The organism is Hyphococcus luteus (assembly GCF_002943565.1).
GTDB lineage: Bacteria > Pseudomonadota > Alphaproteobacteria > Caulobacterales > Parvularculaceae > Hyphococcus > Hyphococcus luteus.
In genome coordinates, this window is sequence record NZ_PJCH01000003.1 from 453,297 (window position 1) to 477,924 (window position 24,628).

The 24,628-nt window shown below is 60.1% G+C and carries 22 protein-coding genes; 8 read left to right on the forward strand and 14 right to left on the reverse strand.

What is annotated here, in order from left to right:
• The first annotated feature begins 280 nt into the window (after nucleotides 1-280).
• From CW354_RS04690 to CW354_RS04700, 3 genes are read left to right on the forward strand one after another with little or no spacing between them, the layout of a single operon-like run.
• Nucleotides 281-1,078 carry a type IV toxin-antitoxin system AbiEi family antitoxin domain-containing protein gene (locus CW354_RS04690; RefSeq protein WP_207764668.1) on the forward strand — a complete coding sequence of 266 codons (798 nt, stop codon included), beginning with the start codon at nucleotides 281-283 and terminating at the stop codon, nucleotides 1,076-1,078.
• Complete coding sequence (locus CW354_RS04695) at nucleotides 1,068-1,982, forward strand: nucleotidyl transferase AbiEii/AbiGii toxin family protein (RefSeq protein WP_104828876.1); 915 nt, start codon at nucleotides 1,068-1,070, stop codon at nucleotides 1,980-1,982. The genes CW354_RS04690 and CW354_RS04695 overlap by 11 nt, the downstream gene beginning before the upstream one ends.
• Nucleotides 1,983-2,011: 29 nt before the next feature.
• Nucleotides 2,012-3,706 (forward strand): hypothetical protein, encoded by a 1,695-nt coding sequence (locus CW354_RS04700; protein WP_133162181.1) that lies wholly within the window; start codon nucleotides 2,012-2,014, stop codon nucleotides 3,704-3,706.
• 4 nt (nucleotides 3,707-3,710) lie between these two features.
• On the opposite strand, the gene CW354_RS04705 is transcribed toward CW354_RS04700, so the two are convergent.
• The 10 genes from CW354_RS04705 to CW354_RS24025 all read right to left on the reverse strand — a co-directional run bounded on the left by CW354_RS04705 (nucleotide 3,711) and on the right by CW354_RS24025 (nucleotide 13,863).
• Nucleotides 3,711-5,684 (reverse strand): DUF3363 domain-containing protein, encoded by a 1,974-nt coding sequence (locus CW354_RS04705; RefSeq protein WP_165793520.1) that lies wholly within the window; start codon nucleotides 5,682-5,684, stop codon nucleotides 3,711-3,713.
• A 153-nt stretch (nucleotides 5,685-5,837) separates the two neighbouring features.
• Nucleotides 5,838-6,371: a S26 family signal peptidase gene (locus CW354_RS04710; protein WP_104828879.1), complete on the reverse strand. Its 534-nt coding sequence runs from the start codon at nucleotides 6,369-6,371 to the stop codon at nucleotides 5,838-5,840.
• A complete protein-coding gene (locus CW354_RS04715; protein WP_104828880.1) occupies nucleotides 6,368-6,643 on the reverse strand; it encodes a helix-turn-helix domain-containing protein in 276 nt (91 codons plus the stop codon). The genes CW354_RS04710 and CW354_RS04715 overlap by 4 nt, the downstream gene beginning before the upstream one ends.
• A gap of 275 nt (nucleotides 6,644-6,918) precedes the next feature.
• Entirely contained in the window at nucleotides 6,919-7,248 is a 330-nt protein-coding gene (locus CW354_RS04720) for a DUF736 family protein (RefSeq protein ID WP_104828881.1), read from the reverse strand.
• A gap of 507 nt (nucleotides 7,249-7,755) precedes the next feature.
• Nucleotides 7,756-8,649, reverse strand: coding sequence for a DUF2493 domain-containing protein (locus CW354_RS04730; protein ID WP_104828883.1), 894 nt, complete (start codon nucleotides 8,647-8,649; stop codon nucleotides 7,756-7,758).
• Nucleotides 8,650-8,964: 315 nt separating this feature from the next.
• Nucleotides 8,965-9,948 (reverse strand): DUF7146 domain-containing protein, encoded by a 984-nt coding sequence (locus CW354_RS04735; RefSeq protein ID WP_104828884.1) that lies wholly within the window; start codon nucleotides 9,946-9,948, stop codon nucleotides 8,965-8,967.
• Nucleotides 9,945-10,526, reverse strand: coding sequence for a DUF6927 domain-containing protein (locus CW354_RS04740; protein ID WP_133162182.1), 582 nt, complete (start codon nucleotides 10,524-10,526; stop codon nucleotides 9,945-9,947). Before CW354_RS04740 ends, CW354_RS04735 begins: the two co-directional genes overlap by 4 nt.
• Before the next feature lie 10 nt (nucleotides 10,527-10,536).
• Nucleotides 10,537-11,460: an ArdC family protein gene (locus CW354_RS04745; RefSeq protein WP_104828933.1), complete on the reverse strand. Its 924-nt coding sequence runs from the start codon at nucleotides 11,458-11,460 to the stop codon at nucleotides 10,537-10,539.
• A gap of 88 nt (nucleotides 11,461-11,548) precedes the next feature.
• On the reverse strand, nucleotides 11,549-13,525 hold the full coding sequence (locus tag CW354_RS04750) for a ParB/RepB/Spo0J family partition protein (protein ID WP_165793521.1): 1,977 nt from the start codon (nucleotides 13,523-13,525) through the stop codon (nucleotides 11,549-11,551).
• A gap of 53 nt (nucleotides 13,526-13,578) precedes the next feature.
• A complete protein-coding gene (locus CW354_RS24025) occupies nucleotides 13,579-13,863 on the reverse strand; it encodes a GSU2403 family nucleotidyltransferase fold protein (protein ID WP_104828887.1) in 285 nt (94 codons plus the stop codon).
• Between the two features lie 305 nt (nucleotides 13,864-14,168).
• Here CW354_RS24025 and CW354_RS04760 point away from each other — a divergent pair, with 305 nt between their 5' ends.
• From CW354_RS04760 to CW354_RS04770, 3 genes are all read left to right on the forward strand, one after another.
• Nucleotides 14,169-14,375: a hypothetical protein gene (locus CW354_RS04760; RefSeq protein WP_104828888.1), complete on the forward strand. Its 207-nt coding sequence runs from the start codon at nucleotides 14,169-14,171 to the stop codon at nucleotides 14,373-14,375.
• Nucleotides 14,376-14,479: 104 nt separating this feature from the next.
• Complete coding sequence (locus CW354_RS04765) at nucleotides 14,480-16,180, forward strand: patatin-like phospholipase family protein (RefSeq protein ID WP_104828889.1); 1,701 nt, start codon at nucleotides 14,480-14,482, stop codon at nucleotides 16,178-16,180.
• Nucleotides 16,181-16,224: 44 nt separating this feature from the next.
• Nucleotides 16,225-17,526, forward strand: a complete 1,302-nt coding sequence (locus tag CW354_RS04770; protein ID WP_165793522.1) for an MBL fold metallo-hydrolase — start codon at nucleotides 16,225-16,227, stop codon at nucleotides 17,524-17,526.
• A gap of 150 nt (nucleotides 17,527-17,676) precedes the next feature.
• Here the strand turns inward: CW354_RS04770 and CW354_RS04775 are convergent, their stop codons facing one another.
• From CW354_RS04775 to CW354_RS04785, 3 genes are all read right to left on the reverse strand, one after another.
• Nucleotides 17,677-17,910, reverse strand: a complete 234-nt coding sequence (locus CW354_RS04775; protein WP_104828891.1) for a hypothetical protein — start codon at nucleotides 17,908-17,910, stop codon at nucleotides 17,677-17,679.
• 412 nt (nucleotides 17,911-18,322) lie between these two features.
• Entirely contained in the window at nucleotides 18,323-19,816 is a 1,494-nt protein-coding gene (locus CW354_RS04780) for a right-handed parallel beta-helix repeat-containing protein (protein WP_165793523.1), read from the reverse strand.
• 60 nt (nucleotides 19,817-19,876) lie between these two features.
• Nucleotides 19,877-21,880: a peptidoglycan-binding protein gene (locus CW354_RS04785; RefSeq protein WP_165793524.1), complete on the reverse strand. Its 2,004-nt coding sequence runs from the start codon at nucleotides 21,878-21,880 to the stop codon at nucleotides 19,877-19,879.
• A 401-nt stretch (nucleotides 21,881-22,281) separates the two neighbouring features.
• On the opposite strand from CW354_RS04785, the gene CW354_RS04790 reads away from it, so the two are divergent.
• Together CW354_RS04790 and CW354_RS04795 are read left to right on the forward strand one after the other, a co-directional pair.
• Nucleotides 22,282-22,809 (forward strand): SH3 domain-containing protein, encoded by a 528-nt coding sequence (locus CW354_RS04790; protein WP_133162183.1) that lies wholly within the window; start codon nucleotides 22,282-22,284, stop codon nucleotides 22,807-22,809.
• 525 nt (nucleotides 22,810-23,334) lie between these two features.
• The gene (locus tag CW354_RS04795) at nucleotides 23,335-24,369 is read left to right on the forward strand and encodes an IS110 family RNA-guided transposase (protein WP_104828498.1); all 1,035 of its coding nucleotides are present in this window, start codon (nucleotides 23,335-23,337) and stop codon (nucleotides 24,367-24,369) included.
• Nucleotides 24,370-24,434: 65 nt separating this feature from the next.
• Here CW354_RS04795 and CW354_RS23635 read toward each other — a convergent pair.
• On the reverse strand, nucleotides 24,435-24,628 hold a 194-nt coding region (locus CW354_RS23635), incomplete at its 5' end, for a hypothetical protein (protein ID WP_207764630.1).

Below are 24,628 nucleotides of genomic sequence, written 5' to 3' on the forward strand. Positions count from 1 at the left end.
CGGGGCGCCCCGAGATGGCGTAATCGGGTAGATAATGTGATTGGGCGCAGTGTTCTGGCAGATATTGAGTGTCGTTCCCGATAGAATTGGGGTGAGCGCCGGTCTGGCGGGCGTTTGTCCCCTGGCTGGCTGCCCATCCCTAGGCGGTGTTTCCGGCCCAGCGTAAACTCTTTATTAAAGACGATAATTGTCGCCTTCTGGTAGACTTATTTACTGAATTTCAAAATGCCCCCTTGTAATATTTTGAATATTGCCTATTTTGTCTACCATGAGTAGACAATTGCAACCAAAGCTAAAATGGGTGCTCGACCAGGTTCCCCAAGGCCAACTGATCGACACGCCGACGCTGAAGAGCCATGGCGTGACCCGTCAACTCGTCCACAAATATATACAAAGCGGTTGGCTAACGCCTGTTATCCGGGGCCTCTATCGCCGCGCTCCCGGCGCCGAAAACGCCGCTGAAAACACCCTCGAATGGAGAACGGTCGTTCATTCGCTTCAAGCCGTGATGGGCTACGACTGCGTTATCGGCGGCCGCACCGCGCTCGAAGAACAGGGGCTGCGCCACTATGTGCCGCTGGGTGGCGAAGCGCAGGTCCACCTTTATGGCGATGACCATCCGGGCTGGCTCAAACGCCTATCCGGGCCGACTGATTATGTCCTGCACAACGCCGCGCTTTTTGACGGAACCATCGCCGAAACCGCCGACGTTCAATCGGCTTCCGGTCCATTGCGGTGCTCGTCGCCGGAGCGCGCTATCCTCGAAATGCTGGATGAGCTCCCGAAAGGCGAAAGTTTTCACATGGCTGACATGGCGTTCGAAGGTCTCGCCTCCGCCCGCCCAAAACGCTTGGCGCATTTGCTTAAGCATTGCACAAGCATCAAAGTAAAGCGGCTGTTCTTCGTTTTTGCTGATCGACACAATCACGCCTGGCGCAAACACCTCAATGCCGATGAATACGATCTCGGCGCCGGACCACGCGCGCTCGTCAAAGGCGGAAAAATTCACCCGCGCTATAAAATCTCCGTGCCCGAAGACTATCTTCCAAAGAACGAGGGTGCTGACGATGGCCCATGAACACTATGCCGATCAGGTCAAACTGCTCGTCGATGTCCTGCCGGCGGTCGCCGCCGAAAAAGCGTTTGCGTTAAAAGGCGGCACGGCGATCAATCTTTTTTACCGGAACCTGCCCCGGCTGTCAGTCGATATCGATCTCACTTATCTGCCGGTACAGGACCGCGCAGAATCGCTTGCCGCCATCAACGCGGCCATGGACAGAATCGGCGCCGCCGGAGAAACAATCAATGGCGTCACTGCAAAGCGCATTGCAGGCGGCGGCGGCGGCGCAACGCGCGTGCAGTTTCAGCGCGGCTCATCGACTGTGAAAGTCGAGACCTCGCCAGTGACGCGGGGCGTTGTCTTCGAGCCGGCCATGCGCCGGGTCAATGCCGCCGTCGAGGACCAATTCGGCTTTGCGGAAGCGTATGTCGTCTCATTCGAGGATCTCTATGCGGGCAAGCTGCACGCCGCCTTGGACCGTCAGCACCCCCGAGACCTTTTTGACGTGAAGACCCTTTTTGAAAATGAAGGACTGACGGACGATCTGTTCCGCGCTTTTCTCGTTTATGTGGCAAGTTCCAACAGACCGCCACACGAATTGCTGGCGCCCAATCTGAAGGAGATTGGCGACCTCTATGAAAGAGAATTTGTCGGGATGACGACAACGCCAACGACAATTGACGAGCTAACCGGCGCCCGCGCCGCTTTGATCGACAACATTCAATCGCGCCTTAAGGAAAACGCAGCAACGTTTTTGAAAACACTTGCGGTCGGCGCTCCGGACTTCGTCCTTTTGGGCTTGCCCGACGCGGCGAATTTGCCCGCTATCCGCTGGAAGCTTCAGAATATTGAGAAACTAAAGGCGTCAAATCCGGAAAAACACGCCGAGCAGGTCCGCGCGCTGGAAGCGCTATTGTCGTGATCTGCGTCGCCGCCTGAGAGCCGCCATCCATGCCGTCCCGTCCGATCCGCACTAAAAATCGGTTTGGTAAACGCTTTATCTCGCCTAGCGATCTCCTTGGCTACGCTGAAGATCTCGGCCTCAAATTACCAGTCGGCCGTGAACGTTTTCTCGAATTTATGGAGCGCGAGGGCATTTTAAGTCCGGTTCGCCGCGTTCGCTATCCGGCGCCGCTGGTGCGGCGTCTCGCCTTGGAGGAAGGCGACCGTCATCCAAGCGAAAAAATCCTTGAACCGATTGAACGAGACGACACGGTAGCCAAAGCAGCCCTTAGCTTGCACGGCGCATTGTGCTTTCCGACCCGCTCTATTACGGCGCGAGACGCAGAAAGTCCGCACATTCTCGACAAGATTCGTCCGGAGCATGCGCCATTCATTCAAACCGAATTTTCACGGGAAACATTTGTTCCCTGGGACGATTTTAAGGTCTTCGCCTATCTCATCGACGGCGATGAAATCTATGCCGGAGATCGCTTCTATCCGACTTTTTATCATGCTTGGCAGGTGTTTTTTCTCGCTACCTATCTGCGCACGGCTGCGATGCTGCTCTATGCGGTCGATGACGACGCTGTCTCAAAAGCCATGTGGGAAGGACGGCTCGACGACGATGCGATTAGGAAGCGTCGTCAGGTGACTTTCAACATTGAAGCGCGCCATGAGCTGCATGAATTGCGGAAATACGAAAATTGCTTCGATGCGGTCAGTTACTTTCAGGATTATTCCCGCAATGCACTTCAGCGCTTTGGCCGTCATGCCGATGAACATGGCCGGTTGGCGCCGCGTCACTGGCAAGCATTCCGCGCAAGAGAAAAGCAGATCGCCGCCGAAACGCTCGGCAAATATGGTCTAAACGACAAAGACTTGATCGATTTCGTTAAGGCGCAATGCAAGTGGTGGAATGACGCTGAACGCCGCGGACCCGCGCTTCTCGCCGATGAGTGGAAACGCCATATTGGGATAACGCTCGATTTCCATCGCGCGGCTACCGGCGCGACGCATGAGCAGCAGTCCGCTGATGTCGGCCGCGTCACCGGCCATTTTAAGCCAACCCTCGACGTCGTCTTTCCCAGCTGGATCAAGGAACAGAGGGAGCTTGCCTTTCGCTCCCTGAAACCCTGGGCGGCGGACGGATTCGATGGAACTCCGACGCCGTTTACGTTTAACGACACTGAGCTCGATGAACTCTGCAAATGGCTTGAGGAGAAGAAACTTTATCAGTTCTATTGGATTTACCGCCGAGCCGTAGAAGGGCGTCATCGAGATGATCCAGTGCAGCGAGCGGCGACCACAGCGGACGTCGCCAATTTCGCCAATCTCGCCGAAATGATCGCTAATGAAGTTTTGCTCGAAAAAGGAACGCCGCCGCGCGGGCCTAGAATGACGCTTGTGCCGAAACTGCGCCTGCTTTTTGGGCCGGCCGGTCCCGTTGATCTTAATCGTTATCTGAGTAAGCATCGATCATTGATGCGCACGGAACATCAGACGTTGCGTCAGCGCCTTGCACAGATTGCTCGGCTAAAGTCGTCAGCTGGCGCCCATACGCCGGTTTTGCGTTACCTGCTAGCACTCGTAGCGATCAGAAACGAAGGCTCCCATTTGGGCCTATTGCGCTTCGACCGGATCGAGACAATGGAACTGACCCGCCTCATCAGCCTTGCAAGTCTCGCTATATGGAAAACGCGGTAGCGTCCTATACGCCAAGCCCCCGCCCCTTCCGTTCAAACGCCCATTGCACGCTGTTTCGACCAAGTATGCCCGAAACCGTCTTTCCGCGGTGGCGTTCCAACACCTCACGCCATGGAACAAGAGAAAATTCCTTCGACCGCTCAATCATGGCGTAACGGCGTCCGCCTATCTCGACCGGCTGGCGATAGACGCCCTCAATGCGCCCGCCTTCAACCGGCGCGAACGTCTTGCCGGTTTCCTTCGCGAGCCGCGCGCCCGCTTGCGCCACAGCACTGTTTTCAAGTTCGCGAAGCGCCTTTCTGTCTACCGATAAAAGCGGACCATCTTCGGCCGCAAGACCGTTCGCCAGAAGGAACTGCCGGCGCACAGCGAGCGCGCGCTTGATCTCCTCGCCGAAGCCTGATCGCACGCTGTCGATGACGCGCTTGCCTTCAAGGGCGTCGTCGAGAACAGTCGCGCCATTCGCTTCCGTCAGCCTGTCGAGCGACGCCCAGGACAGCACCCGGACGCGCGCGCCCGAACGGCTTTTCTCAAAACCGGCGGCGCGCTCCAAATAGTCGCCGGGGATGCGCCACGACCCGTCTTCCTGACACTCGACTATCCCCGCCCGACGTAAGGCTTCGAGGCGGCGCCTATGGGCCTGCCGATAGTCGGCGCTCGATGAGGGATCGTCCGCCTCATGAAGATCGCCCGAATAGACGCCGCCATGGCGCGCGGCGATGGCTGCGATGGTTCTGTCCGCAGGCCGCGCCTCTCCGGACTTTCCTGAAACCTCGACAATCGCGCCAACCGGCGGTGCAGCGCCCGGCGCGAAGTCCGCCTCGACGCGCCATTGATTGCCGTCGGCGCCTTCTATGCCAAGAAAACGAGCATCATGACCGTCATCGGCGGCGCCCGATCCGACAACGCGGCCGATAAGCGGGCCATCCTTGCCGAAGGCGCCTGCAAAATCCCGCACCCTCGCTGGCGCCAGCTTGGCACCCATCGCCTCGCCCATAGAGCGGATGATGTCGCCGCGCCTTCCCGCTTCGCGCAAGGCCGCTTCATGGCGCGGCGACAACCGCCAGCCCTCTTTGCGCCGCCCCGCAAGCCCCATGGTTTCCAGATGCCGCAGGCGCGCGGTCAACAGCTTCAGACGAAATCGGTCATAGGCCGTTCGCGCGCGCGGCAGCTCGACGGCGCCGTCAATGCCAAGATCGCCAAGTTCCCTGTCGAGCCCGGTCCAGCGTTCCTTCGTCGCTTCCTGCATTTTCGCGCGGGCGATATCGAGATCGCGGCGCGGCCCCAGCTCCAGCGTCGCCAACTCCTCGGCGCGCTTGCGAAACCCGTGAGCGATATAGTTGCGCGCGATGACAAGATCGGCGCCGGTCTCGTCCTTCCCGCGCAGCACGATATGAACATGGGGGTGGTCGGTATTGTAGTGATTGACCGCGACCCAATCGAGGCGCGTGCCGAGATCCTTTTCCACCGCCGCCATAAAGTCCCGTGTATAGCTGTCGAGACGGCCAAGCTCGCCTGCGTCTTCCGGCGAAAGGATGATGCGGAACTGATGGCGGTCGTCTCTGCCTTCCTCCAGAAAGGCGGCGCCGTCGGCTTTCTCGACGTCCGGACCATATAGCCGCGCCTTTTCCTTTTCGCCGTTTTCGTTCCGGCCGGCGCCATCGCGCTGGATGTAGGAAAGGTGGGCTCGCGCCTTGGCGAGCCCGTTGGCGCCGAGACGCACTGAGCGGATTTTGACCGCCACCCGGCGGCTTCTTGCGCCGGCGAAAGCATAGCGTGCGGCGATGGCGGCGCCGATCCCGGCCCCGCGCCCGATGCGCTCACCGGAAAACCGCGCGCGGGCGCGTTTCGCAAAGGCGCCGGGCCGAACCTTCTCCATCTTGCCGTATAGGCGTCCGAGATAGCGTTTAGCTGGGCGTCCGCCATTTGAACGAATGCGTCCAAGGCGCGGGCGAAACTCGTCTTCTCCCCCGGTCACGGCGCCATGCACCATTTGGCGCAATTTCGAATGAACATAGTGCATAAAAACGAGACGTGCAGACAGGGATTGGGGCTCTTGATGCACCAATCCTTTAATCTTGCCCTACGCGCAGAATTTACGCTCATATGCAATGTTTCCTTCGTTCTTCGTCTACTCGCTGAAGCGGGACTTACGCCGTTTCGTCCATATGGGCGTCGCAACACCGATAATAATTTCGCGCTTCATCGCCCCGAAATACCGTCCGTCGAGGGAGCGTTCGTGATCGTTCAAGAGAAAGATTTCGCCGGCGCCGAGCGTGATGCAGCCGCTCCATTGCGGCAACGGGCGGCCATCTGAGTCGCTCTTGCGCGCCCGCGCGACAATAACGCCGTTGAGGACAAGGCGCGCGCCATCCCGGCAGATCCGGTCGCCGCCAAGGCCCGCCACGCGCTTTAAAAGCGGCGTTCCCGGCGGCAGATAACCGCGCTCCTCAATAAGCGTTTCAAGCGCCGGCGGCGGCGCGGCGAGCACGAAATCGCCCTTGCCGGGCAGTCTTTTGCTAATCGAATAAAGACCCGTCGGCGCGCTTCGCGAAGCGTTCCAGACGATGCGCGGGGCTGTTTTGCTGAGCGCGCCAAAGGCCATCGCCGCAATGGCCGCGGCGCCGACAATGAGGATCTCGGCGCGGGTCGGCTTCTTTCTCACGCCGTCGCCTCCCCGTTCTTGTTGAACACGGCGCCGCTATGAGCATAGCGCAATCGCGCCGACCACTCGTCGAGATCGTCCTTGTGATAAACGACCCTGCCGCCATGTTTGCGATAGATGGGCCCGCCCCCCGACTGCCGGAAATTCTCAAGCGCCCGCGTTGTCAGCCGCAGATAGGCCGCGGTTTCGTCCACGGTCAGAAACGGGCTTTCGATTTCAGGCGCGACAACGCGAAACGCCACCACAATGCGGTCACCCCCGCTTGGCCGCATCTGGCGCCCGCCGCCATCATGCCCACGGGCCCCCACAGCCGTCCTTACCAACACAATCGGCAAAATCCAACAATTATGCCAATACAGACAGGTCAAATGATATTTTTCCCCATGTCAATGGATATATTATCGCGAATCTATATTAATATAGATTGCGTAAACAGGCGAAGAACCTAAGAAAAGGAACAGCCGCCCGTCAGGGCGGCTGTTCCCGGATTTCTCCCGCGCAGGACGGATTTAAGGCGTCCCGCGCAGAAGCATCGCCTCATGCGCGATCAATTGGCGATCACGGCATAAGCGTCCGGATCGGCCTGATCGTTCGCCGGGCCGAGATTGGCGAAGATCGGGCGCGCGCCGGAGCCGATGATTTGCGGATGCTTGATGGCGATATTGACATAGCGCTCGCCGCTCTTGGAGCTGGTGCGGTAGCGGGCCGTGCCGATCCGCGCGCCGTTTTCCGCAACGACTTCCATTTCCGGAGCGTTTTCGGAGACAGCGTCCGAAAGCGGCTGCAGGCTGATTTTGCCCCGCCAGGTCAGAAGACCGTTGATGACGCCTTCAAAGCGATTGTCGCCGGTCTGTTTCACATAGCCGATCGTGGACATAGGTAAGGTTCCTTCTCATTGATCATCGCCGAAGGGCCAGTCCCCTCGACGGGTCGCGAAAAAAGGGGCCGGGCCTCGCCGCAATTCATCCCGCGCGAAAACAAAGCGCCCGGCCTTCCGGGCCGGGCTTCGCTCCCGTGCGCGGGACCGCAGCGCGAGCGAAGGACGCAAGGCCGGGCCGCCCTGGCGCGGGCCGTGAGCCGCTTTTCACCGCGCGCTCGCCGCGCGGGCGGCGAACAACACGGGTGGCGGACCGGCATGCGTTGAATTGACGGCGCCCCCGCGCCCCTTACGACCCGGCAGTCGAAGGGGCTCAGCCATTCGGCGTCATCGATGAAGGAAGTTTGGCGGCGAACGCGCCACGTGCGTGAATACCGGCGCGGAATTGAACGCCGTGACGGCGTCCGGCAGTCGTGGCCCAGAATGCAGCGCGGCAGAGCGAAGGAGCCCGGCGGAAAGGACGCTTCCGGCAGAATCGTTTTCAAGAAATCGGCGCCGGGACCGGCTTCAGGCGCGCCGGTCAAAGCCGCAGCGCAGGACGAAAACGCCCGCTTTCTCGGCTTTCTGGCCCAGATTGAGCGTAACGCCATTGCCCGGAAAGATCACGCATCCGGCGAGGCCGGCGGCGATCATCTCGTCATTGCGCCGGAAAGGCGCGGCCCTCCCATGCCGCTCGAAATGCGGGCGGAAGGCGACCTGATCGACCTTGCGGGCATCGGCCCACCGCGCGGCGACGAGATCGGCGCCGCGAGCCTGAGCCGTATGGGCGAGCACCATGTCGGGATGGCGCGCGCGCACTTTGTCGAGCACCCGGAATATTGCATCCGCATCGGTCCAGTCCGCGCCGCCGGAAAAGGCGATAAGCGGGCCTTTGGGCGCGCGCGCTTCGCACTCGCGCGCGCGGCGCGCATCGATGAAATCGCGCGCCTCGATTATCGCCGCGGTCACGCCGGGCCGGCCCTTTTTCACGCCCGACCGGGGCCGCCAGGAAGACCCGGTCAGCGCGGCGAATTCATCGGCGAGCCGGTCGCGCATATTCTCGAATTCGCCGATATGGGCGGCAAGGGCGCGGGCCTTTTGGGTGGCGCGCTCAAGCTCGACCGATCTGGCTTCCGAACCGTCCTGGCTGCGGATAAGCGACTGGCAGAGACTTTCCGCCTCGCGCAGATCGCGTTCGAGCCAATCGGCCTTGCGGTGGAAAAGATTGACGAGACCCCAGGCGATATCGTCCGCATAGGCCTCGAGCGGCGTGCCTTGGAGCGCGTCGCCGGCATGGGTTACGAGACCTTCGATCGCGCCGGCGACGTCGCTGTTATCGTCGAGAGGATCGTCTTCGGGCGCAATTGCGCCGGGCCCGAAAAGGGCGAGATTTTCCAGAATGCGGGCGGTTGGCGATTGCATGGCTTTCTCCTTGTTGCCGGCCGCGCGGGGCCGTTCCCCGGGCGGCGGGGACCTCTAGCGGCCGGGCCTTCAAGGCGCGCAGTCACCCGCAAGGGCGGCCCGCACCCTTGCGGGCCGAGCGCCCCGCCGGGGCGCTTGACCGGCGCGCCGCCCGGACGCGACGCTCCCCGCTTTTCGCCCGGGGAACGCCGCGCCGGCGACGCAAGGACGGAGCCATGCAAAAACGATCGCCATGTGCATGCTGAACGAGAAAACGGCCGATAACCGGCTGAATAGAAGTCCGTGAGGAGATTTCTTCGCCCGGCGAAGCGGCGGTCAGCGCATCGATTTTGCGAGCGCGCTTGCAAGCGCTGCGGCGCCAACAATGCGCAAATCGTCATTGAAATCCCCGAGCCGGGGAAAGAGAAGGCGCGCGGCGGTCCCGTGAGCATGGGCCCGCGCGGCGAGACGGCGTGCAGCCTGCTCGCCCGCGCCGTGGCGGTCCCGGTCGACAGCGATGAAAATCCCGGACGCGTCCGCCGGCCAGGTCCATGAGGCGAGCTTGACTGCCGACAGCGCGGCATAACATCGGACGCCTTCGATCATCCCGCAGATCGAGAGAACCGTTTCAAGGCCTTCGCCTGCGAGCGCATTGCGGCCGCGCCCGCCCAGAAACACGCCATGACCGCGGGCTTTGCCGAGGATCCGGCGGCGCAGGACGATCGGTTCGCGCCCGCGCATGTCGATCCAGCTTCGGTGAACGCCCTGAAGGGCGCCGGCGTGATCGGTGATTGCGGCGATGAGGGCCGGACCCGAATGCCGGGCGCCATGCTCGTCGCGATACATTGCGTTGGGATGAAAGCGGATCGCATCTGGAACCGGCGACGCTAGCCCACGGGCTTTCAGATAAGCCTCGCCGGGCGTGCCCGTAACGGGATGCGAGCATTCATAAAGACGCCTTGCGGCTGCGATCCGATCGCCTTGCAAGGCCGCGCCGGCGTCATCGCCGCTCGTCAATCGCGCCGGCATTCCGAGGAAACGCTCCGCTTCGATCATGGCTTCTGCGATCGTATCGAAGCCGCGCGCCATACGGATAAGATCGAGAAGATCGCCATGAGCGCCCGCCTCGGCCTCATCGCGCCAGCGCCCGACGGCGCCCGGCGGTCCCGAAAGACATACCCAGAGGCTTTTTCCCCGGGCGTTTCGCACATCGCCCGCGATCCAGTAGGCGCCGCAACGCCGGCCATTGGAGAGATAGGCGCGCGCCGTTTCCTCGGCCCGCCCGGCAAGGCGCGCGGCGATCTCTTTCGCCCGGCTCATGGCGAAATCTCCTTTCTCTCAATGACAAAATCGCGCCGGGCGATATTGGAAATCCGGTAAAGGCCGCCATTGTCGAGATTGCGCCAGGCGCGCCCGCGCCTGCCGAAACGCTCGCAGCGGAAACGCCGTCCCGAGGAGCCGTCGGTGAAGGAAAGCGCTTCGTCAAAGACGACGATATCGCCGGGCTCGGGCGCCGCCTTTCGCCTTGCGTGCCAGGCTCTCACGCGCTCGCGCCATTCGCTCGCATCGCTGCCGGTGGCGACGGAATCGAGAAGATCGCGGATCGACAGCGGGCATTCATCGGCGAAAGGGCCCATGTCCTCGGTCATTTCCTTCCAGCCGAGACACAGGCCTTCCGCATCCTTCGGATTGTATTTAACGAGCGCTACGACGGCGAAAATCCGCACGCGCCCTGTTTTCTTGTCGGTCCAGCGGCAGGCTGCGTAATAGGTCTTCAGGCGCACAAGGGCGCTTTTCAGGATCTCCCATTTGCCGTCTTCGTTGTCGCATTCGAACTGGCGGTCGAGAAAGGCGCGAACGCCCGAGCCGTCATAGGCCGATGTGAATGTCCATCCCATGACCGCCTCCTCACGCCGCCGCCGGCGCGGCGCCGGCCGCATCCAGGGAGAGATCAGGACCGGCGCGTTCGAGCAGATAATCGCAGGCCTGCTGCGCGGCCGCCGCGGCCTTTAAAATGAAACGCTTGTCGCCGCGCAGCGCTTTCAGCCAGGACGCGACATAGGCGGCGTGATCGTCCACATGGCCGGGCGGCAGGCGAAGATGCGCGCCGAGCATGGCGGCGCCGATTTCCGCGATAAGTTCCTCAAAAGCGCGTTCGGCCTCGCTCATGGGAAATTTAAGCCGGTCGAGACGGGTCCTTGCCCCTGTCCAGTGAATTGCTTCATGGGCGAGCGTTGCGAAATAGCGCTCGGGTTCGTCAAACGAACCGAAGGGCGGCATCCGAATGACGTCGGCGCCCGGGCTGAAAAAAGCCTCGCCGCCGCCATGGCGGATTTTGGCGCCGATCGCGTCGAAGAAAGTTCTTCTTTCCGAAACGGGCGGCGTGCGGACGATATCCGATCCCTTATAGTCGTAAAAATGCGCCGGAAGCCCGACGATCTGTTCGACGTTGAAGACGGGATAGGATTTCAGGAATCGGAAGCTTCGCTCCGCCGCTTCGCCGCCTTCATCCTCCTCCGTTTTGACGGTCGATCCGTAATAGACAACGAGAACGGAGCGTTCGCCTTTTTTGACGCGCCCGCCAAGCGCGCGCGCCTGGCGGAACGTCATCCAGCGCGGATTTTCAAATCCCATCTCGCAGGCGCGGTCCCAGAGAATGAGGATATTGACGCCCGAATAGGGAGCGCCATTGCTGCGGAGCGGCCGCATTTGGGAAAAGGCGTTGGTCCATGGCTGTTTCCATGGCGGGGCGCCCTTTTCGATGGCGGCGATGATGCGGTTCGTGATTTCCTGCGCGGGATCGCGCCGGGATTTTTTAGCGGGTATGTTCATCTTCAAATCTCCTTTGAAACGAAAAACGCCCGCGGCGGCGCGCGGGCGTTCAGGGTTGAATTCAGTTTTCGACTTTCGGGTTTGCCGATCAGCCGGCTTGCGTCGCCGGACGTTCCTCTCCGCTCGCGATGTCTTCGCCCGGCGCGTCATTTTTCGCTGAAAGCCCTGCCGGAATGGCGAAGGCCATGCCGCGCGGCGCCCATGCGCCGACAGCGTCGCGTTCGGCGGATTTCAGCGGCGTCGTTCCGTCCGTCAGCCGCTCGCAGACGGCTGCGATTTCACTTTTCTTCGCCTTGAATTCGCGCGTCAGGAAGGCGGCTCGCTCCTTGCCGACCGTCTGCGTCAGAAATTCGGCGAGATCGTCCTTCCTGATGCGTGAGAAGAAATTGTCGGCAGTCGGCGTCCAGTATTCGCGAATGGAAAGGCCGAGCTCGACCCCCAGCACAGACGCGAATCCCTCTTCGTCATTAATTGGCTCAATCATGCGCGCGAGGGAGAACGCCGCGAGCGCGGCGCGTTCGTCACCGCGGAGCGCCTTGAACGCCTCCCAGGCGCCGCGCCAGGATCCGCTGGAGAAGATATCAAGGCGCAATTCTTTTTCGATCGCCAGAAGCCGCGCGGCGGCCGGCGTTTCGCCGAGTTCGCCCTTGGCGACGCGCAATTGCGCGGCGGGAGCGGAAAAGGTTAGTCCCTCCGGGCGGGCCGCCGCGCATGGCCCGAGCGCCTCGAAGACGATCGCAAATTGCAGGGCGGTCTGCGCCAGGCGGGGCGCGCCGGCGAGCCCCGCCCGAAGCGCCTGCGCCCTGAAACTGGCAAGATCAGCGCGAAGTGCCTTGCCGTAGCCTGCATTCGCCGGATCGGCTTTTCCATCGCCCTCGCCTTCCGGTTCGTTAAGGCGCGCGGCCTTCTTGCGGTCCGCCTTGCGCACAAGCCCTTCATGAACGCCAAGCCCGTTGCGTTCGGGATAGATGATACAGCCCGATACGGCTTTTTGTTCGGATGAAAACCGGCGCCGTCCCGATTGCAGTTTCGCAAGATTTTCTTCCAGCGCGTCGACGGCGTCCCAGTCTTCATCGGACATTTCATCTTCGGCACGCGCCTCATAGGCGGCGATGTCGGCGCTGATGCGCTCGATTTCATTCGCTTCTTCCTCAGAAGGCTCGACCGGCTCGCCGTAAATCCGGTCGAACGCAGCGAGCGCCTGCCAGCTGTGGCTTTCATGGGTCTCGACCCAGGACCAGCCCTCGCGCGCCAGGCGTTCCGCTCCCGCCGCGAGACGGTCATCGCGCAGGCGGTAGACGATTTCAGGGTCGATAAGTCGGTTCTCATTGCTGAAGAGATCCGTTTCGGTCCTGCCGCCCGCCTTCTCATAGGCTTCGACGCCGACGAAGCGCGCGAGATCGTCATCGGCGCTTATGGCGCCCTCATGCAGCATGCGCCTGACGGCGAATTCGGAAAAGCCGCCGCGCTCTTTCATCGCCTTGAAGACGCGCTCCTGGCGGGAGATGTCGGACGCGCCGGCGAAGGCCATTGCGATATCGAGCGCAATCTCGCCTGCGCGCAGCGCGTTGCGCACGCAGGGCGCCGCGCGCCCGAGCGCGAGGCGCTGGCGGACCTGGCGTTCGGTGATCGCGAAGCGTCCCGCAATGTCCGGAATTTCAAGGCCGCTTTCTTCCAAACGGGAAAACGCTTCGAACTCGTCGACCGGATTCATGCTTTGCCGGGCGACGTTTTCGGCGAGCGCTGCTTCCTGCGCTTGCTTTTCGTCGTCGCTAACGATCGTACAGGGAAACTGCGCGTCCTTACCGAAATAGCCTTGCTTTGAAAGCGCGCGAAGCGCTCTCAGACGCCGCCCGCCGAACCGGACCTCGAATTTCCCCGGATTTTCCGGCGCCGCGCGCACGCCGAGATTCTGCAGAAGGCCAACGGACCGGATCGACGCGATCAGCTCCGGATCGGCCTCCCGGCACGCAGTTTTGCGCGGATTGTCCTTTGAAAGAATGAGTTTCGAGAGAGGAAGCTCGATCCGCTCCCCGGTTTTCAATGCGGCTTGGTGCTCGCTCATAAGGCAGGTCTCCATGATTTGAATTTCAGGAATGAAGACCCGGACCCTTTCTTTCACCGGGCCGGGGCTTCGCCCGGCCAAAAACATCCTTTCACTTTGCGCCGCGCGAGCGGCGCAGCGTTCGCCTGACCTCTCCCGCGTGATGCGTGGAAGGAAATTGCATCGCCACTCATGACAATGAGTTTGTGAGTGGCGACGCGTTCGGGCTGCGGGATTTGCACGAGGACGCCATCGCGATAAGGCGCCACGGCCGAAATGGGATCGCGGATCAGGAAAATCAGGAAGGTCAGCCCCGGCGCCTGGACCGGCGGACAAATCGGACCGGCGCCGGCAGCGATGGGGAAATAACTAGATAAGAGTTATTTACATTATAAGCGATTTTTGCTGTTTTTTCTTGATTACTACTATAAAATACATTCATAAACGAAAACACTACTCGCCTGAGCGCCCTGGACCGGCGGCGCGCACCCCTCCCTTGCCCCCGCGCCGCCGGTCCGCCCTGCTTGTAAACAAAAGCCGGGAGAATCCGATGTCCCCGGCAATCGGCGCGGCGCGAGTAACCGTCAGCGCCTCCGGACCGAAGCCGGTTCGCAGTTGAAGCCGCGGCGCGCTGAGCCGACTTTCCGTAAACAGGGAGACTCTTATGGCCCGGTATTATGTGAACGAAAACGCCCAGCGCAATGGCGACCATGAGGTCCACAAAGACGGCTGTTCGCATATGCCGGCCGTCCAAAACCGGATTTATCTCGGCGACTTCAACAGCTGCGAACCCGCTGTCGCCGAAGCGCGGAAGACATTCCCCCGGTCGAATGGCTGCTATTATTGCTGTAATGCCTGCCACACAAGCTGACTGCATTCGCCGAAGGTTTTGCCCGCCCGCTTCAGGCGGCGCTGCAAAGGACAGATCCCGACCTGGCGCGAACTTACAGGCTCGCTGAAACAAACAGGTGAAACATGCCTGAAAACCCTTACGCCGATCCGACACGCGAATGCGACATCATCATGAAGGGCGGGGTCACCTCCGGCGTCGTCTATCCGCAGGCTATCCTGAAACTCGCCGAGCAGTATCGCTTTCGTTCCATCGGCGGGACCTCCGCGGGCGCGATCGCCGCCGGCCTGACGGCGGCCTGCGAATTCAACCGCGCCGGCGGCGGCTTTGAAACCATCGAGAAAATCCCGGCCTTTCTTGCGGGCAATCTGCTTTCGCTGTTCCAGCCGGCGCCGGAACTCGGACATCTTTTCGATCTGTTGTTCAAACTGAAGGATAAGTCGTCGCTCTGGGGCGGCCTCTCCCTTATCGCGGGAAGCCAGATCGCCGGCTTCTTCCGCGGCCGCGGCCTTAAAAAAACGTTGACGCGCACACTCCCGGCCCATCATTTCGGGATGTGTCCGGGCCCGACCCAGGAGGGCGCCGACGGGCCGGGCCTGACGGACTGGCTCGCCGAACAGCTCGAGATCGCCGCCGGGCGCATGACGCCGGGCGGCGCCTTTCCCGACCGGCCCCTCGTCTTCGGCGATTTATGGCGGGGCGCGCTCTGCGATATCGAATCCGACGGCGCCGAACTCGACGCGATGCCGGCGGCGCAAAGGCGCATCGGTCTTTCCATGGTCACCACTAATCTTTCCATGAAACGCCCCAACGCCCTGCCCTTTCTCGACGATTTCAACTTTTATTTCTCGCGCAGCGATTTCGAAAAACTCTTCCCGCCCTTCGTCGTCGATTACATGGCCGGGGCCGTGGACGCCGCCCATCCATATGGAGACGACTATTTTCACTTTCCGCTCGGCGCGAAAATGCCGGTCATCGTCGCCATAAGGATGAGCCTCAGCTTTCCGCTGCTCTTCACGGCGATCCCGCTTTACCGGCGCTATTTTTCCGACCGGACAGCAGATGACAATGAACTTGAACTGACGCTTTTTTCCGATGGCGGGCTCACCAGCAATTTCCCGATCCATTTCTTCGACGGGCTCCTGCCCGGCCGCCCGACTTTCGGGATTTCCCTTGACGAATACGATCCGCGCAAATGGCCGAAAGACGACAATGGCGCGATCGACGACAGGGTGTTCCTGCCTATGCCGGCGAGAGAAGGCCAGTCGCTCGCAATACAGAAGATCGAGAGCCTGTTCGGCTTTCTCATGTCTTTGTTCAATGCTTCGAAAGACTGGCAGGACCAGCTGCAGGGCGTCCTGCCCGGATACCGCGAACGGATCGCGCATATCGCGCTCAAACCCGATGAAGGCGGTCTCAATCTCGACATGCCGCCCGCCGCCGTCGAAAGGCTGTCCCGGTTCGGAGAAAAAGCGGGCGAGCGTTTTACGGGGGCGCCGGGCGCGCCGCGCGAGGAACGTTTCGATTTCGACGAGCATCGCTGGCGGCGCGCTCTCGTTCTTTATGCGAGGCTCGAGGAATCCCTCGCCGGGCTCGCCGGCGTCTGGGACAAAGATGTCGACGGCGAAAACTTCAAATCCTTCCTGACGCGATACAAGACCAATCCCGGAAGTTACGCCGGCCTCAGCAATAATGACCGGGACGCGCTCATCGAGCGTCTCGACGCGCTCGCCGAACTCGGCAAGTCATGGAGCGAAGACTCTATTTATAAGCCGGACAAATTTCCGAAACCGCCGACGGATCTGCGCATCACGCCAAAACAGTGAGCCAATGCAATCTCCGGCAGCCCATGATCCTGAGGAAGCGCAGCATGAACCAGCGAATTCGAACATCCGCCCGCCCAATCCATTTCCTCATCGCCGCAGCCATTCCGGCGGTCCTCCTTCAACCGGCCGCCGCGCAAGACGCCGTTGACTATCTGGTCAGATCCACAATCAGCGACTGCGCCAATGTGCGCGCCGGACCGGATGTCGAGAGCGAGCGTCTCGACTGCCTTTCGCCCGGAACGCGCGTTCGCGTTAAGGACAGCGTTCCCTATTGGCGCGAGATCGAATTTGGGGCGGGAAACGAAGGATGGATCGCCAAGAAGCTCATCGAAATTGCAGAACCGCCGTCAGAGCCGCAAGAAGAAGAACGCTGGCTTGAAATCCATTTTATCGATGTGGGTCAGGGCGATGCGATCTGGATTTCAACGCCCGACGACGACATTGACGGCAACGGCGTCTATGAAGGCCGCAACATCGTCATCGACGGCGGCCCGGATTCGTCCGATGACCGAAATGCGGCGCTTTCCTATATGGAGACCCGCGCCCACCACATGGCGGTGATTGACGCGCTCATCGTCACCCATCCCCATACCGACCACTATCGCGGCGCGGAATCCTTGAGCCGGCATTTCGAGATCGCCCATTATTACGACCCCGGCTATCCGAGCGAGGCGGTCGGCTACAATGCGTTTCTGGACGCCATGACCGGCGACAATAACGAACCGGCTCGCGCCGCCAGCCTCCATATCGGCGAAAACGCATTCGGCGATCCCGACTGGGGCGGCGAGCTCGACGCCGAGTTCCTTTATTCCTGGAAGGACGGCGCCGCGGATATGGGCTCGGGCAATACGGAGGTGAACAATTCGTCTATTGTCCTGAAGCTTTCCTATGGCGAACACAGCTTTCTTTTCATGGGCGACGCGGAAGGAAAGGACCGGGACGATGCGCCCGCCCCGTCGAAATATGTGGAAAAGCGGCTCGTCGAAACGCAACCGGACAAGCTGAAATCGACTTTGCTCAAGATCGGCCATCATGGCAGCGAAACCTCGAGCACGACCGCCTTCATCGAGGCGGTCGATCCCGAGATTGTCATCGTCCAGTCCGGGCGCAAGCCTTTCAATCACCGCTTCCTGCCCGATGAGACCGCACTGTGCCGCTATTGCGCCCATAACCCTGAAGTTGAAATCTACCGCACCGACGAAAACGACGAGGCCCAAGGCCTCACCAGCACAAATGACGCCGACAATGACCATATCGTCATCCGCAGCAACGGAACCCGCCTCGAGGCGATCCCTCTCTCGAGCGGCGCCCCTGTCGACAGGAATTTCTGCAGTCTTCATTGCTAATTAAAACGCGCAACTCCATCGATTGACGAGTTGAATCAGACGGCAGGCCTATTGCCGCAAGGAGCGTGTGTTTTCAATCTCTTGGATTGGCATTCAGCTCAGCGAACAGGAAAACAAAGAATTTATCGGTGTTGGGCAGGGCGCGGGCGCCTATTCGACGCGGCCAGTTCGATTTTTCCAATAACCGACTTCTTCTCCATATTTTCCGACAACCTCATCCATCACTTTACCAAGCTCGAGATTGCCGTAGCCGAGCCAGTTTTCATCGAGCTCGCTAGGCACGACAATCCGGTGATGCCAACGCCAATAAACAACGGAAAAATGGTGAGGAACGCGGCGAACCTGCTGCTCGCCGCGCCCGCCAAATATGCAGAAAGACTGCAAACGGCAATGACGACGCCTTCGCCCAAGGTTACAAATTCTCTGTCCATGGCTTTCCCCTCGGAGAAAATGCTGCGCGCTTGACCATTATCCGAACCCATTTTGCGAGCAGCCCAAAAACCGCCAGCAACCGACCGCGTGATCGCCGCCAGAGTAAGTTTACGCGGGCGGCGCCAACATATGGACGAATTCCGGCCGAACCGCCCAAACCGGGTTTTACGCAGTACTCAATACAGGCATTGACCCCTTCGCGCGCCAGCTGGAAAAGCAGGTCTCGTTTCCCGCTGGGCAATTGTTTCCGGCTTCCGGTTCTGCAGGCCGGCCGCCTTTGCCAAACTCAAGTTCTCGCTGACGGATCGATGTCTGTTCTGCAACGCGCAAAGGTCCCGTTCGACAGCGCAAATTTGCAGTAATGCTAATCCTCGCCCTGAAAACCGCTGTCGCCGCAATGGACCGGCCCGCGGGGACGAAGTTCATCGCAATGACCGGCGCTTCGCGCGCCCGTGCAGAACTTCGCCTTGTTTTTCTTTCGCATATTGAGACGGCGAAAGGACCTGAACTCCTCAACGGATCCGATTTTGGCGTTGCATGAAACAGTATTGCCTCTGATATCGCCGATATCTGCGCCGTCAGCAGCAACGGCGAACGCCGTCAGGTTGAACGCAACGATGTTTCCGCTCAAATCTTGAGGCGTCCCGCCCTTAATATCGATGCCCAGGCGGTTATTCATGATTTCGTTATCGGTGATGGTTGTGTTCGCGCTTCGATTGAGAATGCCGGCCGCGGAACTTTCTTCAATACTATTGCCGGAGAGAATGGTTTCACCGTCAATGACAGCGCCCACGGGATTGCCCGTTATCACGCTGTCCGCGATGTGTTTCTTCGCATTGCCTGAAGCCAGGACGCCCACATCGCCGCTGCTTTTTATTCTAACTCTCTCGAGCACGGCGGCTTCGTGCAAGACGGCGCCGATAAAATTCCGATCGAGTTCGGATCGGCTGATCCGAAGGCCGCTTCCAATAGCGCAAATGCCGGCGTCGAAACCGCGTATCAGCAACCCTGATGCGGTGATCGCCGGATCGGGTTTGCGCATATCGTCTTGTCTGCCAACAATGACGCCGAAAGCATGGTCCCCGAACCGGCCGGCCCTGCAGGCTTCATCAACGCTCTCACGCGTCGGATCGCTCGCTCCCGATCGAATGATCGCGCCGCCATCAGGCAGATTAATCGCGCCGCCTCGGATTTCCATGCCGGACCCGTTTGCTTCGATGGAGTAGCTGCGCAAGGTCGAGAGTTCGCCGTCTCTTACCAGAACGCCACGTTCAAACGCGTGCCCCTCGCTGTTGGCCGCCACCCCGACATTGTCGAGCATCAGTTTTCCGTTGAGAAGCGTAATGCAGGTGGCCGCAATGTCCGGTCTCGCAGTAAAGGCGATGTCCCGAATCGTAATCTCGCCCGGGTCGCCTCTTCCGCCAGCTTCGGTTTCCACAGAGCTGAGATCGACGGTTATGCAGGACCCGTCCTGGGCCGGGTTCACCTTGGCTTTCGCGCCGGTGTCCTTTGAGTTTTTATCGATTTCACCCATCAGACCGGAATCGAGCGCCAGATGAAACGGACGCGTGACCACGAACCCGCCCTCCTCATTTGAAACATCGCTGCTCATTTCAGTGAGATAAATCGCGCCGCCGCTTTTCAGTTTCTCATAAGCGCCTTTGATGGTCTGGGCTTCGTTTCCCGCAGCCGGGTTCTTCTTGACGTAGACTGTCTTGTAAGTCGGTTTGGGCGGCGGCGGGTCTGCCGGCTTTGCGGAAAAAGCGCCGATATCGCTGCTCTGCGCGATCGCCACTCCGGGCGAAAGCGCCGCCATAAGACACACGCTTGCGACTATCGCATATGCCGGGCGCTTCATCGGGTAAGACTCCATTTCACGGTCCAACTTGTCTGCATCATCCGCATCGTGTTCGACGACCTATTTGTTTTGCCCTTCCGGCGGCGCCTGCCGGGACCGGCCGCAACTTCGTCCCTTCAGTTCAAGACCGGTCGCCGTTTCCCGCTTCACGCGGGCGGCAAAGTCATCGAAGCTTTCCGCAGACGCCTCAGGGTGCCCCAGACGCGCGGCGTCCTGGTAATAGGCGCGCGCGCGATCGTCATTTTCGACGATGTCGCAGAGGCGATAGCTTGAGAGGATCGTGCCGGTCCCATAGATTCGAGCGAGATTGTAATAAGCCTCGACTGAACCGCGGCTTGCAGCGCGCTCAAACCATTCCAGGCCGAGATCGGTGTTCTGAACGACGCCCAGCCCTGCAGCGTACATAATGCCGAGAACATTCTGGGAGTCCCGGTCGCTTTTGGTTTCCGCCGCCTGACAGATCAGCAGCACCGTTTCCAGCGCGGAGAGAGCGCCTGTCTCGTCAAAGCCGAATTCGCGCTGGAAAGCCCGCATGCCCGTCCGCGTCATGGCGCCGTATTTCCCGTCAATGGCGCCGTTATAATAGCCGAGCGCTTTCAGCGCGCGCTGGCGGTGTTCGAGATCTATGATCTTGTCGCCATCCGTCCCGCGCGCAATTTCCGCAAGGCTCGCCGTCGTATATTCGCAGGTGATTGTGATCGCCCGCAGGCGGTCGCCGGCCACCAGGGAAGCCTGCGCGCCATAACGGCGCCCGCGCGCAATGGAGGCGCGGTAATACCGCAAGGCAAGATCGACATCGCCGGCGGAGAGCATGGCGTCGCCCAGCCGAAGACATACGCGCGCTTCGTCCGCCGCTTCGAGCGCCTCGGCTGACTCCGAACAATAGGGATCGCGAGCCGACCCGTCTGCGCATAGCGGGGCCTCTTGCGCATCGTTCGCCGGATCATAGCCGGAACGTCCGGGACGCTCGCGCTGCGCCTTGGAAAATCCGTCATCAGGTTCAAGCGCGCAATATCGCCTCGCCACTGCTGTGGTCCGATCACGCGATCCGTCAGACGGCTCCCGGCCGGCGTTATCGGGATTGAATGTCCCTCCCCTATCTCCCACACAAAAATCCTCGCCGCCTTCGTCGCGTTCCTGCACAGCCGTCTTCTGGAGACTTTCCGCCATGTCCTGATCGATGAGTTTGGCGTTCTGCATGGCGTTCATCCAGAGCGAGGCTTCATGATGAAAACAAAGCGAGGCCCGGGCGAATGCGAGATAAGCTTTCTTATCATCCCGCGGCAGAATGAGGTTTGGAAAAACGAGCTGGGCGGCGCCGTTCAGCTGGAAATTCTTTTCGCAGGGCGGCCATGTCGGCTCGTCGCGTTTCAGGCCTTTATTGACGCTGCGTCCAAGCTTCAGCTTCTCTTCCAGGCTGAAATAATAGCAATAGAGATTGTCGGGATGTTGAGCGAGCGAAAAGGCCTTATTTTGCAGGTATAACATGCCGAGAAGGAAATTTCCCTCCCGGCCTCCGCGGATCATCGTCTTCACGAGCTCGGCGTCCATTGCGGCTTTTTCGTTTTCCGCAATGGCGAGGTCTTCGCGGAGCTTCGCAGCCGGAACCGACCCGCGCATGGCCGCAAGAGTCAGAAAATAATAAGACTTCTTCGTCGCGTCTTTCGCGCGATAGTGCAGTCCGAAGGCAAGCTGATCGAAGCGCTTGCCGTGATATGCAGACGCCTCACGCCCCCGTCCCGCCCGAAATTCCTCGTCAACATGATCGGTCCAGTCCGCAAGCCGCACCCAATCGACCGGAGATGAAAATCCCGAGGCCGTGACGACGGAATCTGCGCCCGCCTTTCGGCCGATAAAGAACGAGACCGATATCGCGACCGAAACTGAAAGCGTCAGAGCCAGCGACAGCGCGACAAGCCGGCTCAGCTTGTCCAGAACGGATGGCGGCTCGGACTTCTTGCTTTGTTTCGTGACGACTTTGCCATCGATCGTGCTCTCCCAGTCCAAAGACTGGCGGCCCCGCCCGGTCAGATTGGCCCAAGCCGATCGAATAAAGCGCAGCATTCCCCTCGCTCCCGTTCGAGTCCGCGTGAAAGATTTCAAAACCATGCCGGGCCGACCACAACCAGCCGCCAGCACAGGATCACGCGCGGATTTTGCTACGCAACATTCTGAATTAAAAAGAAGTTTCCCCCAGCCCCTATTCAGAAGAGTTAAACTTTGCAAACTATTACTATTACGTCAATACGAAAATTATGTTGGTATAGCCTGTCGTCTTTTGCAGTATAGCCGCTTTTCCCGCTGCGCTGTTGGTTATGATGCGCTCAGGCTCGCGCCAGCGCCGCCTACAAGGCTCAATATAGGCCTTGCCTTTCGGCCTCATGTTCTAATCGGCTTTCACGCTGTTCGAATGTCATTCAGGAAACGCGCACGGGTTTCATGTTCAATTCGATCAAACGGAACGCATGACGAGGATCACTAACATTTGCATGGTTGCGGCGTCCTTCTTGTTGGCGCAGACGCCCTCCGCCAGAGCCGCGGATTGCGCGCAAGAATCGCCGCGAGACAAGAAGGCCTATACGAGCGCCGCGGTGAACTTGCGCGGCGCGCCTTCAACATATGGCGACATTCTGGCTGCATTGCCGGAAGGCCAGACGGTTTATGCATTCGGCAGTTACGGCGACTGGTCGCGCGTTAACGTCGCCGCCCTTAATGTCGCTGGTTATATCGCAACCCGTTATATTTCAGACGAATGCATTGAAGGGCGCGAAATCGCGCGCGCCGACCTTTCGAACGCAAATATCGTCGCCATCTTGCTTTCACAAAGCCAGAGCCGCTATAGCGGCTCTTGTCCCTGCCCGTTTTATTCGGACCGGGCGGGCCGGCGGTGCGGCGCCCGCTCCGCCTATTCCCGCCCGGGCGGCGCATCCCCGCTTTGCTATAAAAGCGACGTCACCGATGCGATGATACGATCTTTCCGGGCTGAACTTTAAAACCGCTCGACTGTCCCTCCCGCGCCCCTCGACCCCTCCCGCGCCAGCGGGCGGGAAGCGCGGAAGGCGCGCCGGCCGAGAGGCGAGCCCCTGGACGGGACGCGCAACGCGCGGGGCCCGGCCAGTGGCGAGCCGGGCCGGCGGGCGGCCGCCAGGAAAGGCAGGCGGCGGCGCGCACCGGCGGGCGCCAGGTCGCCGGCGCGCGTCCGACCGCCCTGCTTCGCCGCAAAAGCAAAACGCAAGCCCCACGACAGACGCCCGCCCGCCGATCAGCCCCGACCGCAAGGGAGGGCGGCCGGAGAAAGCCGCCCTCCACTAAGCACGCGTTGTTCAAAGACGCAGAAACTTAACTCGCAAAGCGCGGGCTATATGGCAAGCTGCGTCTGACCAAGCGCAAGCGGGCTTAAATCAAACAAAAGCGCGTACGTCTCAAATATCCTCAAAGCATGAGTAATCGGGCTTGGCGCCCAGCGGTCAGGCTCCTGTGGCAAGGTCAGTTTTTGACCTGCAAGATGGGAGATGAAGATGAAATACTACGTTGGATTGGATGTTGCGCTGCGTTCACTGGCGCTTTGCGTCATTGACGCCGACGGCAAGATTGCTCTCGAACGAGCGTTGCCATGCGAAATTAAAGACGTCGCTGATTGCATTCGTGATTTTGGCAAGCCCGTCGAAATGATTGGTTTTGAAGCCGGCACAATGAGCCAGCATCTATTCCACGGGCTGGTCGCTGAGGGTTTTGAAGTTGTTTGCATGGAGGCGCGCCAGGTGAGCGCCGCTCTGTCCGCCATGCGTAACAAGACTGACAAAAATGATGCGCGCGGCATTGCGCAAGTCGTCCGGTCCGGCTGGTACAATCCGGTTCACATGAAAAGCCGTTCCAGCCATTGTGAACGAGCGCTTCTCACCAGCAGAAAAACAATCCTTCGCAAATGCCTGGATCTGGAAAACGAAATCCGTGGTCTGTTCAAGGCCTTCGGCATTCGATTGCCGAAGGCGATAAAGCGGTACAACTTCGCCAAGCAGGTGCGGCCCATCATCGAAGCTGACGAAGGCTTGTCACATGCGTTGTTGCCGGTGCTTGATGCTCATGAAACATTGCTGGTCATCTTTGTGGAACTGGATCGACGAGTAAAGACGTACGCACGAAAAGACCCCGTTTGCACCCGTCTCATGACGGCGCCGGGCGTTGGCGAAATTACGGCGCTGAGCTTTAAGGCGGCTATCGATGACCCGACGCGGTTTAAATCCTCCCGCAATGTTGGCGCACACTTCGGGCTTACGCCAAGACGCTTTCAATCCGGCGAGATGGACAATCATGGCCGAATATCCCGCGCGGGAGATGAAGGCGTTCGAGCTAATCTTTATTCGGCGGCAAACTCACTGCTGACACGGTCACGCAATCCATCGAGGCTCAAGTCATGGGCTATGAAATTGATGCGTAGCAAAGGTCGACGTAGAGCAACCGTCGCGCTTGCCCGCAAACTCGCGGTCATCCTGCATCGCATGTGGGTTGCCGGGACAGACTTCCGATGGAACGCTACGGAGGTAACTGCATGATCTAAAACCTCACCCCGTTCCATCGGGATCGTCCTCACTTGGACGAGGTTGGTGGATGAAGCCGATTATGTCTGCTGCGCCTTATAATAAGCGCGACTCAAAGCGAGGCTCTCCACAAACCAATCCGGCACATGCATGCAGCCGCTTTTCATCTTACGAAGCGAACAGACTGCGGAGAGAAGCGTGACCCAAGTGAATACGAAACCGCGGAAAACTAAATTTGGAGCTTGACTGGACCCGCCGATTAGAGAAGCGGACA

Excerpts from the sequence above, each read along its gene's own strand:
- CW354_RS04695 (WP_104828876.1), top strand. The coding sequence starts at position 1,068 with ATGGCCCATGAACACTATGCCGATCAGGTCAAACTGCTCGTCGATGTC.
- CW354_RS04700 (WP_133162181.1), top strand. The coding sequence starts at position 2,012 with ATGCCGTCCCGTCCGATCCGCACTAAAAATCGGTTTGGTAAACGCTTT.
- CW354_RS04715 (WP_104828880.1), bottom strand. The coding sequence starts at position 6,643 with ATGCGGCCAAGCGGGGGTGACCGCATTGTGGTGGCGTTTCGCGTTGTC.
- CW354_RS04720 (WP_104828881.1), bottom strand. The coding sequence starts at position 7,248 with ATGTCCACGATCGGCTATGTGAAACAGACCGGCGACAATCGCTTTGAA.
- CW354_RS04730 (WP_104828883.1), bottom strand. The coding sequence starts at position 8,649 with ATGCAATCGCCAACCGCCCGCATTCTGGAAAATCTCGCCCTTTTCGGG.
- CW354_RS04735 (WP_104828884.1), bottom strand. The coding sequence starts at position 9,948 with ATGAGCCGGGCGAAAGAGATCGCCGCGCGCCTTGCCGGGCGGGCCGAG.
- CW354_RS04740 (WP_133162182.1), bottom strand. The coding sequence starts at position 10,526 with ATGGGATGGACATTCACATCGGCCTATGACGGCTCGGGCGTTCGCGCC.
- CW354_RS04745 (WP_104828933.1), bottom strand. The coding sequence starts at position 11,460 with ATGAACATACCCGCTAAAAAATCCCGGCGCGATCCCGCGCAGGAAATC.
- CW354_RS04750 (WP_165793521.1), bottom strand. The coding sequence starts at position 13,525 with ATGAGCGAGCACCAAGCCGCATTGAAAACCGGGGAGCGGATCGAGCTT.
- CW354_RS04760 (WP_104828888.1), top strand. The coding sequence starts at position 14,169 with ATGGCCCGGTATTATGTGAACGAAAACGCCCAGCGCAATGGCGACCAT.
- CW354_RS04765 (WP_104828889.1), top strand. The coding sequence starts at position 14,480 with ATGCCTGAAAACCCTTACGCCGATCCGACACGCGAATGCGACATCATC.
- CW354_RS04770 (WP_165793522.1), top strand. The coding sequence starts at position 16,225 with ATGAACCAGCGAATTCGAACATCCGCCCGCCCAATCCATTTCCTCATC.
- CW354_RS04780 (WP_165793523.1), bottom strand. The coding sequence starts at position 19,816 with ATGAAGCGCCCGGCATATGCGATAGTCGCAAGCGTGTGTCTTATGGCG.
- CW354_RS04785 (WP_165793524.1), bottom strand. The coding sequence starts at position 21,880 with ATGCTGCGCTTTATTCGATCGGCTTGGGCCAATCTGACCGGGCGGGGC.
- CW354_RS04790 (WP_133162183.1), top strand. The coding sequence starts at position 22,282 with ATGACGAGGATCACTAACATTTGCATGGTTGCGGCGTCCTTCTTGTTG.
- CW354_RS04795 (WP_104828498.1), top strand. The coding sequence starts at position 23,335 with ATGAAATACTACGTTGGATTGGATGTTGCGCTGCGTTCACTGGCGCTT.